The sequence below is a fragment of the Streptomyces sp. WG7 genome, from assembly GCF_049975785.1.
Classification (GTDB): Bacteria; Actinomycetota; Actinomycetes; order Streptomycetales; family Streptomycetaceae; genus Streptomyces.
This window is the reverse complement of the sequence record NZ_JBNGGE010000014.1, coordinates 54,431-69,916: the sequence shown is the minus strand read 5'-3', so window position 1 is coordinate 69,916 and position 15,486 is coordinate 54,431. Positions and strand designations below refer to the sequence as shown.

At 74.3% G+C, this 15,486-nt stretch carries 11 protein-coding genes and 1 riboswitch; of the genes, 2 read left to right on the top strand and 9 right to left on the bottom strand.

Translation table 11 applies throughout. From position 1 onward, the window contains the following. Positions 1–6: 6 nt before the first annotated feature. The 9 genes from cobI to ACP4J0_RS16945 form a co-directional block, all read right to left on the bottom strand. Positions 7–738, bottom strand: coding sequence for a precorrin-2 C(20)-methyltransferase (gene cobI / locus ACP4J0_RS16985; RefSeq protein WP_426599514.1), 732 nt, complete (start codon positions 736–738; stop codon positions 7–9). Then, positions 735–2,150: a cobyrinate a,c-diamide synthase gene (locus ACP4J0_RS16980; protein ID WP_426599513.1), complete on the bottom strand. Its 1,416-nt coding sequence runs from the start codon at positions 2,148–2,150 to the stop codon at positions 735–737. The genes cobI and ACP4J0_RS16980 overlap by 4 nt, the downstream gene beginning before the upstream one ends. After that, a complete protein-coding gene (gene cobO, locus ACP4J0_RS16975; protein WP_426599512.1) occupies positions 2,144–2,743 on the bottom strand; it encodes a cob(I)yrinic acid a,c-diamide adenosyltransferase in 600 nt (199 codons plus the stop codon). The genes ACP4J0_RS16980 and cobO overlap by 7 nt, the downstream gene beginning before the upstream one ends. Then, complete coding sequence (locus ACP4J0_RS16970; RefSeq protein ID WP_426599511.1) at positions 2,743–4,761, bottom strand: putative cobaltochelatase; 2,019 nt, start codon at positions 4,759–4,761, stop codon at positions 2,743–2,745. The genes cobO and ACP4J0_RS16970 overlap by 1 nt, the downstream gene beginning before the upstream one ends. Then, positions 4,758–8,414: a cobaltochelatase subunit CobN gene (gene cobN / locus ACP4J0_RS16965; protein ID WP_426599509.1), complete on the bottom strand. Its 3,657-nt coding sequence runs from the start codon at positions 8,412–8,414 to the stop codon at positions 4,758–4,760. Before cobN ends, ACP4J0_RS16970 begins: the two co-directional genes overlap by 4 nt. Further along, on the bottom strand, positions 8,411–9,919 hold the full coding sequence (locus tag ACP4J0_RS16960) for a cobyric acid synthase (RefSeq protein ID WP_426599508.1): 1,509 nt from the start codon (positions 9,917–9,919) through the stop codon (positions 8,411–8,413). Before ACP4J0_RS16960 ends, cobN begins: the two co-directional genes overlap by 4 nt. Next, complete coding sequence (locus tag ACP4J0_RS16955) at positions 9,916–10,881, bottom strand: cobalamin biosynthesis protein (protein WP_426599506.1); 966 nt, start codon at positions 10,879–10,881, stop codon at positions 9,916–9,918. Before ACP4J0_RS16955 ends, ACP4J0_RS16960 begins: the two co-directional genes overlap by 4 nt. Before the next feature lie 102 nt (positions 10,882–10,983). Further along, positions 10,984–11,122, bottom strand: a riboswitch (cobalamin riboswitch). Between the two features lie 214 nt (positions 11,123–11,336). After that, entirely contained in the window at positions 11,337–11,558 is a 222-nt protein-coding gene (locus tag ACP4J0_RS16950; RefSeq protein WP_398135458.1) for a hypothetical protein, read from the bottom strand. A gap of 34 nt (positions 11,559–11,592) precedes the next feature. Continuing rightward, complete coding sequence (locus ACP4J0_RS16945) at positions 11,593–12,828, bottom strand: anion permease (protein WP_426599505.1); 1,236 nt, start codon at positions 12,826–12,828, stop codon at positions 11,593–11,595. Between the two features lie 224 nt (positions 12,829–13,052). Between ACP4J0_RS16945 and ACP4J0_RS16940 the strand changes: the two genes are divergently transcribed. Continuing rightward, positions 13,053–13,736, top strand: coding sequence for a class II aldolase/adducin family protein (locus tag ACP4J0_RS16940; RefSeq protein ID WP_426599504.1), 684 nt, complete (start codon positions 13,053–13,055; stop codon positions 13,734–13,736). A 578-nt stretch (positions 13,737–14,314) separates the two neighbouring features. Then, entirely contained in the window at positions 14,315–15,442 is a 1,128-nt protein-coding gene (locus ACP4J0_RS16935; protein ID WP_426599503.1) for an alpha/beta hydrolase, read from the top strand. The last annotated feature ends 44 nt before the right edge of the window (positions 15,443–15,486 follow it).

Here is a 15,486-nt window from a genome sequence, read left to right as displayed (position 1 = left end):
GGACGGTCACAGTTTCCCGCCCCGCCCGCCCTCGCGCCGGGCGGGCGCGATGAGCGTCGACAGATAGGGCAGCGGAGCCCCGTCCAGGTCCGCCGCCGCCCGCAGGGACTCCTCCGGCAGCCCCAGCGCCGACCCCCACACGGCGTCGTCCAGCCGCCCGGTCTCCCGCAGCGCCTCGGCGACCTCGGCGGCCTGCCGGCCGAACTTGTAGGCGACGACCGTGCCGGGCCCGTTCAACGCGTCCTTGAGCACGGCGGACCCCGCGGTGACCGGCACCAGGGTCAGCGGCTCGGTGCCCTCCGTCAGCACGGCACCCGACCGCGCCGCGAGGTCCTGCATGGCGGTGATGCCGGGCACGGTCTCCACGACGGTGCCCGGCACGAGGCCGCCGACGGTCTGCGCGAGATAGGTGAAGGTCGAGTACACGTTGGGGTCGCCGATGGTGGCGAAGGCGACGCGGCCGTGCTCCCGCAGCAGCCCGGCCACCCGCTCCCCGGCCGCGTCCCAGGCCGCCTCGCGCCGCGCCCGGTCGGTGCGCTCGTTGAGCGCGAACACGACCCGTACGACCTTCTCGCCGCCCACGTAGTGCAGCACGGTGGCCTCGGCCCGCCCCCGCTCTCCCGTGTCCATCACGGGTACGACGACGACGTCGGCGGCCCGCAGCGCGTTGACCCCCTTGACGGTCACCAGCTCCGGATCCCCGGGCCCGACTCCCACACCGATCAGCCTGCTGCTCATGACGTCCGGCACCTCTCCACGAACCGACGGGCGACACCGGGCTCGGACGCCCAGTGCGTGTGCAGATAGCTCGCGTGCACACCGCGCTCCACAAATCCCTCGACGCGCCGCTCGGGCGCCCGCATCCCCCACGCCGGCGCCGCCCCGGCCCCCGGCTCCACGACCGTCCGGTGGAACTCGTGCCCCCGCATCCGCGTCCCCGCGACGGCCAGCGCGCTGCCGGACACGGCGACGGCGTCCCGGTAGCCCAGCGTCAGCCGCTCCGACATCCGCGCGGACGCGTCCAGCACCCCGCACATGGGCAGCCCGTCCAGCTCCCGGCACAGGTACAGCAGCCCGGCGCACTCGGCGGCGACCGGCGCACCGCTCAGCGCCAGCTCGGCGACGGACTTCCGCAGCCCTTCGTTGGCGGACAGCTCCGAGGCGTACACCTCGGGGAACCCGCCCCCGATCACCAGCCCCCGGGTCCCCTCGGGCAGCTCCTCGTCCCGCAACGGATCGAAGACGACGACCTCGGCCCCGGCGGCGGCGAGCAGCTCGGCGTGCTCGGCGTACGAGAACGTGAACGCCGCCCCGCCGGCCAGGGCGACCACCGGCGCGTGCGGGGGTTCCCCCACCGGGGGAGCCGCGGGGAGCACCGCGGAGAGCACCTCACCCGCGTCCCAAGCCGCGCAGGAGAGCGGCCCGGCGCCGCGCGCCAGCGCGACCAGCGCCTCCAGGTCGCACCCGTCGGCGACCTGCGCGGCCATCGCGGCCACGGCCTCGACCGCCTGCGGACCCCGCTCGGCGACCGGTACCAGTCCCAGGTGCCGCGACGGCGTCTCGACCTGAGCGGCCCGCCGCAGGACCCCGAGCACCGGCACCCCTGCCGACTCCAGCGCCTCCCGCAGCAGCACCTCGTGCCGGTCCGACCCGACCTTGTTGAGGATCACGCCCCCGACCCGCACCTCCGGGTCCCAGGACGCGAACCCGTGCACCAGCGCCGCCACCGACCGCGACTGCGACGACGCGTCGACGACGAGTACGACCGGCGCCCGCAGCAGCTTGGCGGCCTGGGCGGTGGACGCCAGCTCGCCTTCGCCGGCGGCCCCGTCGTACAGCCCCATCACGCCCTCGACGACGGCGATGTCGCAGCCGTGCGCCCCGTGCAGGAACAGCGGCCCGACCAGCTCGGGCCCGCACAGGTAGGCGTCCAGGTTCCGCCCCGTCCGCCCGGTGGCGAGCGCGTGGTAGCCGGGGTCGATGTAGTCGGGGCCGACCTTGTGCGGGGACACGGCGAACCCGCGCGCGGCGAGCGCGGCCATCAGCCCGGTGGCGACGGTGGTCTTGCCGCTGCCCGAGGAGGGAGCGGCGACGACCAGCCGGGGCACGGACGCGGCCGGTGCGGAGGGCGAGGCCGGCGAGGTCACCACTCGATGCCCCTCTGCCCCTTCTGCCCCGCGTCCATCGGATGCTTGACCTTGGACATGTCGGTGACGAGGTCGGCGAACTCCACCAGCTTCTCCGGCGCGTTCCGCCCGGTGATCACGACGTGCTGGGTCCCGGGCCGCTCCCGCAGCACGGACACGACCTCGTCGGTGTCGATCCACCCCCAGTGCATCGGGTAGGCGAACTCGTCCAGCACGTACAGCTTGTACGTCTCGGCGGCCAGGTCGCGCTTGACCTGCTCCCAGCCCTCCCGGGCCTTCTCCTCGTTGTCCATCTGGGCGTCCCGCTGGACCCAGGACCAGCCCTCGCCCATCTTGTGCCAGTCGACGGACCCGCCCTCACCACTGGCGCCCAGCACCCGCAGCGCGTTCTCCTCGCCGACCTTCCACTTCGCCGACTTGACGAACTGGAACACCCCGATCGGCCACCCCTGGTTCCACGCCCGCAGCGCCAGCCCGAAGGCGGCGGTGGACTTGCCCTTGCCGATGCCCGTGTGCACGACGACCAGCGGACGATTACGGCGCTGACGGGTCGTCAGACCGTCGTCCGGTACGACATTCGGCTGTCCCTTCGGCACTACGCGGCCCTCCTCGTTCCCTGCACGTCCCTGACCAGCCCGGCGATCGAATCCGCCCGCAGCTCGTCCAGCGTCACCGCCGTACCGCCCAGCTCACCCGCGAGCCGCCCGGCCAGCCCGAGCCGCACCGGCCCCGACTCGCAGTCCACGACGACGGAGGCGGTGCCCTCGGCGGCGAACAGCCGTGCGGCCCGCCCGGCCAGGGCGACCGGCTCAGGGCCGCCGGTGGCCCGGCCGTCGGTCACCACGACTACCAGCGCCCGCCGCGCGGGATCCCGCAAGCGCTCCACCCGCAGCACCTCATGGGCGCGCAGCAGCCCGGCCGCCAGCGGCGTCCGCCCGCCCGTCGGCAGAGACTCCAGCCGGACCGCCGCCGCGTCCACCGACGAGGTCGGCGGCAGCGCGACCTCGGCGGCCGAACCCCGGAAGGTCACCAGCCCCACCTTGTCCCGCCGCTGGTAGGCATCCAGCAGCAGCGACACCACGGCACCCTTCACGGCGCTCATCCGCTGCCGCGCGGCCATCGACCCGGAGGCGTCGACCACGAACAGCACGAGGTTGCCCTCACGCCCCTCACGGGTCGCCTGCCGCAGATCGTCCCGCCGCACCACCAGCCCCGGGCCGCTGCGCCCCCGCGCCCGCTGGTGCGGCGCCGCCGCCTGCACGGTCGCGGCCAGGTGCAGCTTGGTCAGCGCCCCCCGGGGCCGCCGGGCCCCGGTCGTCCGCCCGTGCTCGGTCCGCGCCCGGGACCGCCGCCCGGCGGCCCCCTCGCCGAGCCCCGGCACGCTCAGCACCTTGGTGCGGAACGGCTCGGCGGCACGCGCGGGCGACTGCTCACCGGCCCCGGACCCGGAAGGCTGCGGCTCCCCGCCCTCCCCGGCCTCGGGCCGCGCGGCGGCGTCGCCGTCACCGGCCGGGGCGTCGTCGGGCTCCGGCTGACCACCCGGCCCACCGGGACCGTCGGGGCCCGGGTCGGGATCGTCGTCCCCGCCACCGTCCCCGTCCTGCCCGCCGAACTCCTCCAGCGTCTCGTCGAGCTTGTCCTCGTCGAGGCCCGGCGCGTCGAACGGGTTGCGCCGCCGCCGGTGCGGCAGCGCCAGCAGCGCGGCCTGCCGCACATCCTCCGCGAGTACGTCCGTCCGCCCGGCCCAGGCCGCCAGCGCGGTGGCCGTCCGCGCCATCACGATGTCGGCGCGCATGCCGTCCACCTCGAAGGCGGCACAGGTCGCCGCGATCTGCCGCAGCGCCCCGTCCCCGAGCCGCACCGACGGCAGCAGCGCCCGCGCCGCCACGATCCGCGCCCGTACGGCGGTTTCCTCGTCGGCCCAGCGCGCGGCGAAACCGGCAGGGTCGTCGTCGTACGCGAGCCGGCGCCGTACGACCTCGACGCGTTGGTCGGGCTCGCGCGAGGCGGCGACCTCCACGGTCAGCCCGAACCGGTCGAGGAGCTGCGGCCGCAGCTCGCCCTCCTCGGGGTTCATGGTGCCGACGAGCAGGAACTTCGAGGCGTGCCGCACCGACACACCCTCGCGCTCCACGTACGAGGCACCCATCGCCGCCGCGTCGAGGAGCAGGTCCACCAAGTGGTCGTGGAGGAGGTTGACCTCGTCGACGTAGAGGATGCCGCGGTGCGCGTCGGCCAGCAGGCCCGGCTCGAAGGCCTTCACGCCCTCCGCGAGGGCCCGCTCGATGTCGAGGGCGCCCACCAGCCGGTCCTCGGAGGCACCGACGGGCAGCTCGACCATCCGGGCCGGCCGGGAGCCCGAGGCCCCCGGCTCGTGCGGTCCGTCCGGGCAGCTGGGGTCGGGGGAGTGCGGGTCGCAGGAGAACCGGCACCCGGAGACGACGTCCACCTCCGGCATCAGCGCCGACAGCGCGCGCACCGCCGTGGACTTGGCGGTGCCCTTCTCGCCGCGCACCAGCACGCCGCCGACCGCCGGGGAGACGGCGTTCAGCAGCAGCGCGAGCCGCAGGTCGTCCTGACCCACGACGGCCGTGAACGGGAACGGGGTACTCACTTCTCGTCGCCCTCCAAGTCGCCCTCGAGCTCCAGATAGGTGGCGCGCAGCCGCTCCAGGGTCTCCGCGTCCGGTTCGGCCCACAGACCGCGGTCGGCCGCCTCCAGCAGCCGCTCCGTGATGCCCCGCAGCGCCCACGGGTTGGACTTCTTCATGAAGTCCCGGTTCTCCGCGTCGAAGACGTACTCGGCGCTGAGCTTCTCGTACATCCAGTCGTCCACGACCCCGGCCGTGGCGTCGTACCCGAAGAGGTAGTCGACGGTCGCCGCCATCTCGAAAGCACCCTTGTAGCCGTGCCGGCGCATCGCCGCCATCCAGCGCGGGTTGACCACGCGGGCCCGGAAGACCCGGTGCGTCTCCTCGCCCAGCGTCCGAGTCTTCACCTGGTCCGGGGTCGCCGAGTCACCGACGTACGCCTCCGGACTCGTCCCCGTCAGGTGCCGCACCATGGCGACCATGCCGCCGTGGTACTGGAAGTAGTCGTCGGCGTCGACGAGGTCGTGCTCGCGGGTGTCCACGTTCTTCGCGGCGACCGCGATCCGCCGGAACGCCGTCTCCATGTCCCCGCGCGCCGCCCGCCCGTCGAGCCCACGCCCGTAGGCGTAGCCGCCCCACACCGCGTACACCTCGGCGAGGTCCGCGTCGCTTCTCCAGTTGCGGGCGTCGATCAGCGGCAGCAGGCCGGCGCCGTACGCGCCCGGCTTGGAACCGAAGATGCGGGCCGTCGCCCGGCGCCGGTCGCCGTGCTCGGCGGTGTCCGCGTCGGCGTGGGCGCGCACGTAGTTCTGGTCGGCGGGTTCGTCCAGCTCCGCCACCGCCCGCACCGCATCGTCGATCAGCCCCACGACGTGCGGGAACGCGTCGCGGAAGAAGCCCGAGATGCGCACCGTGACGTCGACGCGCGGCCGGCCCAGCTCCGCCGGGGGCACGATCTCGAAGCCGGTGACCCGGCGCGAAGCGTCGTCCCACACCGGACGGCAGCCCAGCAGCGCCAGGATCTCCGCGATGTCGTCGCCCTGGGTGCGCATCGCGGACGTGCCCCACACCGTGAGGCCGACGGACTTCGGGTATTCGCCGGTGTCGCTCAGATAGCGCTGGATCAGCGAGTCCGCGAGGGACTGGCCGACCTCCCAGCTCAGCCGGGAAGGGATCGCCTTCGGGTCGACGGAGTAGAAGTTCCGGCCGGTCGGCAGGACGTTGACCAGCCCGCGGGTCGGGGAGCCCGACGGGCCCGCCGGGACGTAACCGCCGTCCAGGGCACGCAGGATGTGCCCGATCTCGTCCGTCGTCCGGGCCAGCCGCGGCACGACCTCCGTGCAGGCGAACTCCAGCACGGCCACCGCGTCGGGGAGTTCGGCGCCGCCCAGCACCTCGCGCACCAGGGCCGGTACGGCCGCGGTGTCCCACGCACGGGACTCCATCCCCTCCGCGAACCGCCGGCACAGCTGCTCCAGCAGGTCGACCGCGTCGGCGGCGCTGCGGGAAGGCCCGTCGACCAGGTCCGTCAGCTCCACCGGCACCTTCACCGGCGCGCCCGGCTCCGCCAGCAGCTCCTTCTCCACCAGCCCGAAGTGCTCGGCCAGCGACGCCCGCAGCCCCGGCAGCGCGTTCGCCTGCCCGCCCCACACCTGCGAGGCGCGCAGCACGGCCAGCACGAGGTTGACGCGTGGCTCACCGACCGGGCCGCCGCCGAGGATGTGCAGGCCGTCGCGGATCTGCACGTCCTTGATCTCGCACAGATAGCCGTCGATGTGCATGACGAACTCGTCGAACGCGTCGTCGTCCGGCTGGTCGTCCACGTGCAGGTCGTGATGGAGCTCGGCCGCCTTGACCAGCGTCCAGATCTGCGCGCGGACCGCCGGTGCCTTCACCGGGTCCAGGTCGGAGACGAGCGCGTACTCGTCCAGCAGCTGCTCCAGCTTGGCGAGGTCGCCGTAGGTGTCGGCACGCGCCATCGGCGGGACCAGGTGGTCGACGACCGTGGCGTGTCCGCGTCGCTTGGCCTGGGTGCCCTCGCCGGGGTCGTTGACGATGAACGGGTAGATCAGCGGCAGGTCGCCCAGGACCGCGTCGGGCGCGCACCCGGCGCTCAGCCCGAGGCCCTTGCCGGGCAGCCACTCCATCGTGCCGTGCTTGCCCATGTGCACGATCGCGTCGGCGCCGAAACTGTTGTCCAGCCAGCGGTACGCGGCCATGTAGTGGTGCGACGGCGGCATGTCGGGGTCGTGGTAGATCGCGATCGGGTTCTCGCCGAAGCCGCGCGGCGGCTGGATCATGACGACGACGTTCCCGAACTGGAGCGACGCGAGCACGATGTCGTCCCCGTCGACGTACAGCGAGCCGGGCGGCTCGCCCCACGCCTCCCGCATGGCTCCCTTGAGGTCCGGGTCGAGCTTCTCGAACCACGCCCGGTAGTCGGCGAGCGGCACCCGCGCGGGCGCGGCGGCCAGCTGGTCCTCCGTCAGCCACTCGACGTCGTGGCCGCCCGCCTCGATGAGCCGGTGGATCAGCTCGTCGCCGCCGGACGGGTAGTCGGTGAGGGAGTACCCCGCGTCCCGCAGCGCGTCCAGGACCCGCACCGCCGACGCCGGGGTGTCGAGACCGACCGCGTTGCCGACGCGGGAGTGCTTGGTCGGGTACGCGGTGAAGACGAGCGCGAGCTTCTTCTCGGCGTTCGCCTTGTGCTTCAGGGCCGCGTGCCGTACGGCGATCCCGGCGACCCGGCCGGCCCGCTCGGGGTCGGCGACGTACACCGGCACCTCGTCCGGCCCCTGCTCCTTGAAGGAGAACGGCACCGTGACCAGGCGCCCGTCGAACTCCGGGATGGCGACCTGCATCGCCGCGTCCATGGGGGAGAGGGCGGCGTCGGACGCCTCCCACGCGGCGCGCGACGAGGTCAGGCAGAGCCCTTGCAGCACCGGGACGTTCAGGTCGGCCAGCGCGCCGATGTCCCAGGCCTCCTCGTCGCCGCCCGCCGACGCCTGCGAGGCGTGCGTGCCGCCCGCCGCGAGGACGGTGGCGACCAGGGCGTCGGCCCGGCCCAGCAGCTCGTACAGCCCGGCGTCCGCGCCGCGCAGCGAACCGCAGTACACGGGCAGCGCGTTGGCGCCGTGCGCCTCGATCGCGTCGCACAGCGTGTCGACGAAGGCGGTGTTGCCGCTCAGCTGGTGGGCGCGGTAGAAGAGCACGCCGACCGTCGGGCGGCCCTCGGTGAACGCCCGCTCGCCGTGGAGGCCGTACTCCGGCATCTTCTCCGGCTCGTCGAAGCCCTCGCCGGTCAGCAGCACCGTGTCCGACAGGAAGCGCGCCAGCTGCGTGAGGTTGGCGGGGCCGCCCTCGACGAGGTAGCGCAGCGCCTCCGCCACGACCCCGGCCGGCACCGACGACTCCGCCATGAGCTCCGCGTCCGGCACGCTCTCGCCGCCGAGCAGGACGGTCGGCACACCGGCGGCCTTCAGCGCGGCGAGCCCGTCCTCCCAGGCGCGCTTGCCGCCGAGCAGGCGCACGACGGCGACGTCCGCGCCCTCGACGAGTCCCGGCAGCTCCTCCGTCACGTCGACCCGGGTCGGGTTGCCGATGCGGTAGGCGGCGTCCGACGCTCGGGCCGCCAGCAGGTCCGTGTCGGCGGTGGACAACAACAACACTGTGCTCATGCGGGCGCTCCTGGTGGAATGAAGGGCAGTCCTCGGGGCGCGCCGGACTCGATGAGCCGCCACAGCGCGTCCGTGTCCGCGTGCTGGTCGATGAGGTCGCCTAGCCGGTCGAGCTGCTCCTCGCGCAGCGCGGCGAACGAGGTGTCGGGAGCCGGCACGAAGCGGCGGCCCGCGGCGGCGGCCACCTCGCGCAGGAACGCCCGCCGGAAGCCGTCCGACTCCAGCGAGCCGTGCCAGTGCGTGCCCCAGGTCTGGCCGACCCGGCAGCCGTCCAAGAAGGGCTCGCCCCCGGTCACTTCGGCGACCCCGTGGTGGATCTCGTACCCCTCGACGTGTTCGCCGAGGGCCTCGCCCACCGGCCGCGTGAGGGTCTTTTCGCGCGCGAACCGCACGCGCACGGGCAGCAGTCCGAGCCCGTCCACGTGCCCGGCGCGGGACTCGACGTCGTCCTCGATGTGCTCGCCGAGCAGTTGGAAACCGCCGCAGATGCCGAGCACGGGCCGCCGCTCGGCCACCCGGCGCGCGATGGCGTCCGCGAGCCCCCGCTCCCGCAGCCACTCCAGCGCCCGGACCGTCCCCCGCGTCCCCGGCACGATGACGAGATCCGCGTCGGCCAGCTCCTCCGGCCGGTCCGCGAAGCGCACCACGACGCCCGGCTCGGCGGCGAGCGCGTCGACGTCGGTGAAGTTGGACATCAGCGGGACCGCGCAGACGGCGACCCGCAGCACGTCCTCGCCGACGGGCGGCGCGACGGCCGACTCCCGCACCGTCCCCCGCAGCGAGACGCGCAGCCCGTCCTCCTCGTCGATGCCGAGCCCGTGCCGGAAGGGCAGCACGCCGTACGTCCGCCGCCCGGTCAGGCCGTGCAGCATGTTCAGGCCGGGTTCCAGCAGGGACACGTCGCCGCGGAACTTGTTGACGAGGAACCCGGCGACCAGCGCCTGGTCCTCGGGCGCCAGCAGCGCCACCGTGCCGAAGAAGGACGCGAAGACGCCCCCGCGGTCGATGTCGCCGACGACGAGCACGGGGAACCCGGCGCCCCGGGCGATCCCCATGTTCACGATGTCGGTCCGGCGCAGGTTGATCTCGGCCGGACTGCCCGCCCCCTCGCAGATCACCGCGTCGTACGTGTCCCGCAGTTCGGCCAGACAGTCCAGCACGGTGCCGAGCAGCCGCTGCTGCCGCCCGCCGTGGTAGCCGCGGGCGCTCATCTCGCCGACCGGCTTGCCGAGCAGCACGACCTGGCTGCTCTGCTCGCCGCCCGGCTTGAGCAGCACCGGGTTCATCAGCGCGGTCGGCTCCACGCGGCACGCCTGGGCCTGCATGGCCTGCGCCCGCCCGATCTCGGCGCCCTCGCGGGTGACGAAGGAGTTCAGCGACATGTTCTGCGCCTTGAAGGGCGCGACCTTGACGCCCTGACGCACCAGCCAGCGGCAGATCCCGGCGGTGACGACGCTCTTGCCGGCGTCGGAGGTGGTGCCGGCGACGAGGAGGCCACCGCTCATGAGTCACGTCCCTTCGTGAGTGCCCGGCGGCCGAGCAGCCGCGCGCCCGCGCACACGCCGAGCGCCAGCCAGCCCACGCGCCGGGAGAGCCGTACGGCCCGGTCGATGTCGCCGGAACCGGCCCGGACGGCGCGTCCCGCCGCCCCGTTGAGGACGGGCCGGTGCTCGACGCGCCCCCCGTAGGAGAGCGTCCCGCCGAGCCGCACGCCCAGGGCGCCCGCGAAGGAGGCCTCCACGGGACCGGCGTTGGGGCTCGGGTGCTGTGCGGCGTCGGCGCGCCAGGCCCGTACGGCGCCCCGCGGATCGCCGCCGGCCACGGTGGCCAGGACGGCGGTCAGCCGGGCGCCGGGCCAGCCCGCGAGGTCGTCGAGCCGGGCCGAGGCCCAGCCGTAGCGGCGATACCGGGGCGACTTGTGGCCGACCATCGCGTCCAGGGTGTTCACGGCCCGGAAGCCGGCCAGCCCCGGCACTCCGGCCACGGCGCCCCACACCAGGGCGCCCACCACCGCGTCCGAGGTGTTCTCGGCGACGGACTCCACGACGGCCCGGGCAATCCCGTCGGCGTCCAGCGCCTGCGGGTCCCGCCCGCACAGGTGCGGCAGCCGCGCGCGGGCCGCCTCGACGTCGCCGGCCTCCAGGGCACGGCCGATGGCGCTCGCCTCGCGGGCGAGCGAGGTCCCGCCGACCACCGACCAGGTGGCGGCGGCGGTCAGCGCGACGGAGGCGGCGGGGGAGCGGCGTACGGCGCGGGTGGCGGCCAGCCCGAGGGCGGCGGCGCCACCGGCGCACACGGCGGTGTGCAGCGCGCCCCACCCGCGGTGGTCACGCCACAGCACCCGTTCCACGGCACCGGCGGCACGGCCGAACGCGGCGACCGGGTGTCCGCGGCGCGGATCGCCGAGGAGGAGGTCACCGAGGAGGCCGGCGGCGGCGCCGTACGCGAAGACGCGTTCGGCACGCACGGGGCTCAGCCGGTCACACGGTCAGGGAGGAACCTGGTACTGAACGTCGATCGGCAGCCGAGCATGGCGGTATGTCCTCACTCAGGGTGTCCGCGCCCTGGTTCGAAGAGACCGGCGGTGAGAGTTCCTGGCTCCCGGGGATCCTTCCCCGGTCACAGTGGCGGGACCGCGCCGGATTCGCACCGGGCTTCCTCTCCTGCCGCCGTATTGGCTCCGGCAGTCCACCACGGCCCGCGAACACCAGTCAACCTGGCGTTGACCTGCGGCGGGGGAGTGTGCGAAGGCCCACACGCGGGCGGTGTGCGCCGGCACGAGAAGAAGGCGGGGCGCGGGACGGTCGGAGTCCGTCCCGCGCCCCGCCTCAGGGGTCTGCGCGGAGGGTCGGGCGGCGTTCGTCGCCGTACGACCCTCGGGGGCCGGGCGGCCTTCGTGGGCCGGGCGACGATCGGCGTGGGTCAGGCGACGATCAGATAGATCCCGTACGCCACCGCCGCCGCGCAGGCCGCGAAGCACGCGTACGCGCCGGTGACCGCGAGGGTCGCGGAGCCGCCCTGCGCGGCGGCCCGCTCCTGGCGGGAGAGGCCGGTGATGCCGAGGGTGAACAGGCCCACCAGGACCACGGTGGCCACGAGGCTGACCCCGAAGACGGAGCCGAGAGCTGCCCAGTCGATGCTCATGGAGGTTCGCTTCCTTCGTACCCGGGGCGCGGGCTCAGACGGTGGTGGTGGCCGACGGGGCCTTGGAGTCGGACGCGGAGGCCGGGACGGTGCCCGCCAGGTCCTCGGTGACGCCCGCCGGGGGCGGGGACACGGCGGCCATCGCCGTGGTCACCACACCGGACGGCTCGGCCTCGTCGACGACGTTGGTGTGGTCGACGACCTCGCGCCGGGAGACCTTCCAGATGGCGGCGCTGGAGACGACCAGGAAGACGGCGACGAGCGCGGTGCCCCAGTCGCCCAGGCCGCAGACCCACTCGGCGATCGCGGCGACCAGGGCCGCGGCCGGCAGGGTCAGACCCCAGGCGACGAACATCCGGGTGGCCGTGGACCAGCGCACCACGCCGCCCTTGCGGCCGAGGCCCGCGCCCATCACCGCGCCGGAGACCGAGTGGGTGGTGGAGAGGGAGAAGCCGAGGTGGGAGGAGGCCAGGATGACCGTGGCGGCACTGGTCTGGGCGGCGAAGCCCTGCTGCGGCTGCAGGTCGGTCAGGCCCTTGCCCATGGTGCGGATGATGCGCCAGCCGCCGAGGTAGGTGCCGAGCGCGATGGCGACGCCCGCGGAGAGGATGACCCACAGGGGCGGGTCGGAGTCGGGGGCGAGGGAGCCGCCGGCGACCAGGGCCAGGGTGATGATGCCCATCGTCTTCTGCGCGTCGTTGGTGCCGTGCGCCAGCGAGACCAGCCCGGCGGAGGCGATCTGCCCGGCGCGGTAGCCCTTCGAGGCGGCCTTGCCGTCGGCCTTGCGGCCGAGCTTGTACGTCAGCCGCGCGCCGAGCAGCGCCGCGACTCCCGCGACGATCGGGGCGGCGATCGCCGGGATCAGCACCTTGGTGACGAGCGCGTCGCCGTTCACCGCGCCGACGCCCGCCGAGGCGACCGCGGCACCGATCAGGCCGCCCATGAGGGCGTGCGAGGAGCTGGACGGGAGTCCGACCAGCCAGGTCAGCAGGTTCCAGAGGATCGCGCCGACCAGGGCGGCGAAGATGACCTCGGGACGGATGCCGGTCTCGTCGACGAGACCCTTGGAGATCGTGTTGGCGACCTCCACCGAGAGGAAGGCGCCGACAAGGTTGAGGACGGCGGACATCGCCACCGCCACCTTGGGCTTGAGCGCACCGGTCGAAATGGTCGTTGCCATCGCGTTCGCGGTGTCGTGGAAACCGTTCGTGAAATCGAACGCGAGTGCGGTTACCACCACAATCGCGAGGATCAGCGAGAAGCTTTCCATTTACCCAGGCAATCGTTCGAGGTCATTGGCTGGACGAACGTAGGTAACCAGAGTGAACGGAAGATGAACTGGGCTGGGCGTCACGGTGACCGGAACCGGCGCTACCGCCTCCCTCTGTGTGTCCGGCCCGATGCTCTCCGGAGACGTGCCTGGCAGGATCGCCGCGAGGCCGGCCGGCGGCGGCACGGCAGGGGGCACCCGATGCCCGGAAGGAGACGGTGACTGTGACGTATTCGCGGGTCGGAGAGGTGCGGGGCGACGAGGAACGGTCCACGGAGGCCGCCTGGGAGGCACTCGTCGCGACGGCCCGGCGGACGGTGGCGGACGGGCTGGTGGTCGGCACCTCCGGCAACGTCTCGGTGCGCGTCGACGACACGGTGCTGGTCACTCCTACGGGTGTTCCCTACGACCGTCTGGCCCCGGACGACATGACCGGCGTCGACCTCGACGGGCGGCAGGTGCTCGGCACGCTGGTGCCCACCAGCGAACTGCCCATGCACCTCGCCGTGTACCGCGCAACCGACGCCCGGGCCGTCGTCCACACCCACGCCGTCCACGCGACGGCGGTCTCGGTCCTCGTCCCCGAGCTCCCGCCGGTCCACTACATGACCGCCGCCCTCGGCGGCCCCGTCCGGGTCGCCCCCTACGCGACCTACGGCACCGACGAACTGGCCCGCACCATGCTCGATGCCCTCACCGACCGCACCGGCTGCCTCCTCCAGAACCACGGCACGATCACCTACGGCACCTCCCTCGACCAGGCGTACGACCGCACGGCCCAGCTGGAGTGGATGTGCCGCCTCTGGCTGACGGCCTCCTCGGTGCCGGGCCGCACCCCGTCGCTGCTGACGGACCACCAGCTGGCGGAGGTGACGGAACGGCTCCGGGGGTACGGGCAGCGGGGCTGACGAACGGGCGGTCGGCCACCGGGACGGAGGCCCGGTCGCGGCACGGAGGCCGTTCACCGCACGGAGGCCGGTCACCGGTCACCGGTGCGAGGTCCGGTCTGGGCACCGGTACGAGAACCTGTCAGGGGTACGCGTCCCGGTCACCGGTACACGGACCGGCCGCCGGTACGGGGCCAGGTAACTGGTACGGACCCGCCCGCCGGTACGGGGCGAGGTCACTGGTACGGACCCAACCGCCGGTATGGGGTCAGGTCACTGGTAGGGACCGGAACACCGGTACGGGGCGAGGTCACTGGTACGGACCGGACCACCGGTACGGGGTCAGGTGTCAGGTCACTGGTGCGGGACCCTGCCACCGGTACGGGAGTCAGGCCCCCCGGTGGCAGGGTCCCGGCCGCTGTTCCACCGACGGAACGCGCCTCCGGTGTTCCGTGCGGCGCGTACCGCGCGGCTTCGGGGGTACCGGCAAGCAGGACCGACTCATGGCTCCCGGCCCGGCAGGCGCCCCCGGCGGGGCACGTCACCCCCCGCCGCCCGCCCCACTGGCCGCCCGAGGACTCCACCAGGAGACTGGCCCCATGCGCACTGTCACAGCGACGACCGCCGCCGTCACCGCAGCCCTGGCGGCCGGAGCGGCGAGCGTCGTCGCCGGCCGGCTCGCCGCCGACGTCGCGCTCAAGGCGCCCCCCGGCAGGCCCCTGCCCACCGAACCCCGGCTCACCGTGCACGGCACCGCCGCCGGGCAGATCACCCTCACCCGGGATCTGGCCGCGCTGCGCCCCGGCCGGTACGGCCTCGCCGGCGACGGCTCGCACGCCGTGGTCGGCGAGGTCCTCGACACGGCCGAGCACGGCGCCGACACCGTCGTACGCCGCCTCGAACGCGTCACGCACGGCACCCTCACGGCCGGCGACCGGGCCTGGTTCACCCCGAACCTGTACGTCGGCGATCCGGGCACCGCCCTGGACCTCGAACACGCCGACGCCGAGGTCCCCGGCGAACTCGGACCCCTCCCGGCCTGGTTCCTGCCCGGCGCCCGCCCGACCTGGATCATCGCCGTGCACGGCCTGGGCGCCACCCGCGAACACGCCATGAACCTCATGACCCCCCTGCACCGCCGGAACGTCCCGGTGCTCGCCCTCGCCTACCGCGGCGACGCCGGCGCCCCGCCCTCGCCGGACGGCCTGCACCACTTCGGCGAGACCGAGTGGCGCGACGTGGACGCGGCCGTCCGCTACGCCCTCGCCCACGGCGCCCGCCAGGTCGTCCTCCTCGGCTGGTCCACCGGCGCCACCATGGCCCTGCGCACCGCCGCGCTCTCCGGCGTACGCGACCGCATCGCGGGACTCGTCCTCGACTCCCCGGTGCTCAGCTGGGAGACCACCCTGCGCGCCCTGGCCGCCGCCCGCCGCACACCGGGCGCCCTCCTGCCGCTCGCCGTCCGCGCTGCCCAGGGCCGCGCCGGGCTGCGCGCCGACCACGACGCCGGCACCGCCGGTCTCCACCGCCCGGCGGTCCCGACCCTGATCTTCCACGGCCCCGGCGACGCGGTGGCCCCCTGGCGGCTCTCCCGGCGCCTCGCCGACACCCACCCGCGCCTGGTCGCCCTGCACACGGTCGCGGGCGCCCCGCACGGCGCCATGTGGAACGTCGACCCGCACGACTACGAAGAGACCCTGCGCCGCTTCATGACCCCCCTGGTGTGACCCCGCCGCACCCACGCACCGGCGCGGGCCCGCCCGGTTCCGTT

What these genes read in the sequence shown, in the direction of transcription:
- cobI (WP_426599514.1), bottom strand. Translation starts at nt 738, where the DNA reads ATGAGCAGCAGGCTGATCGGTGTGGGAGTCGGGCCCGGGGATCCGGAG.
- cobN (WP_426599509.1), bottom strand. Translation starts at nt 8,414, where the DNA reads ATGAGCACAGTGTTGTTGTTGTCCACCGCCGACACGGACCTGCTGGCG.
- ACP4J0_RS16960 (WP_426599508.1), bottom strand. Translation starts at nt 9,919, where the DNA reads ATGAGCGGTGGCCTCCTCGTCGCCGGCACCACCTCCGACGCCGGCAAG.
- ACP4J0_RS16950 (WP_398135458.1), bottom strand. Translation starts at nt 11,558, where the DNA reads ATGAGCATCGACTGGGCAGCTCTCGGCTCCGTCTTCGGGGTCAGCCTC.
- ACP4J0_RS16945 (WP_426599505.1), bottom strand. Translation starts at nt 12,828, where the DNA reads ATGGAAAGCTTCTCGCTGATCCTCGCGATTGTGGTGGTAACCGCACTC.
- ACP4J0_RS16935 (WP_426599503.1), top strand. Translation starts at nt 14,315, where the DNA reads ATGCGCACTGTCACAGCGACGACCGCCGCCGTCACCGCAGCCCTGGCG.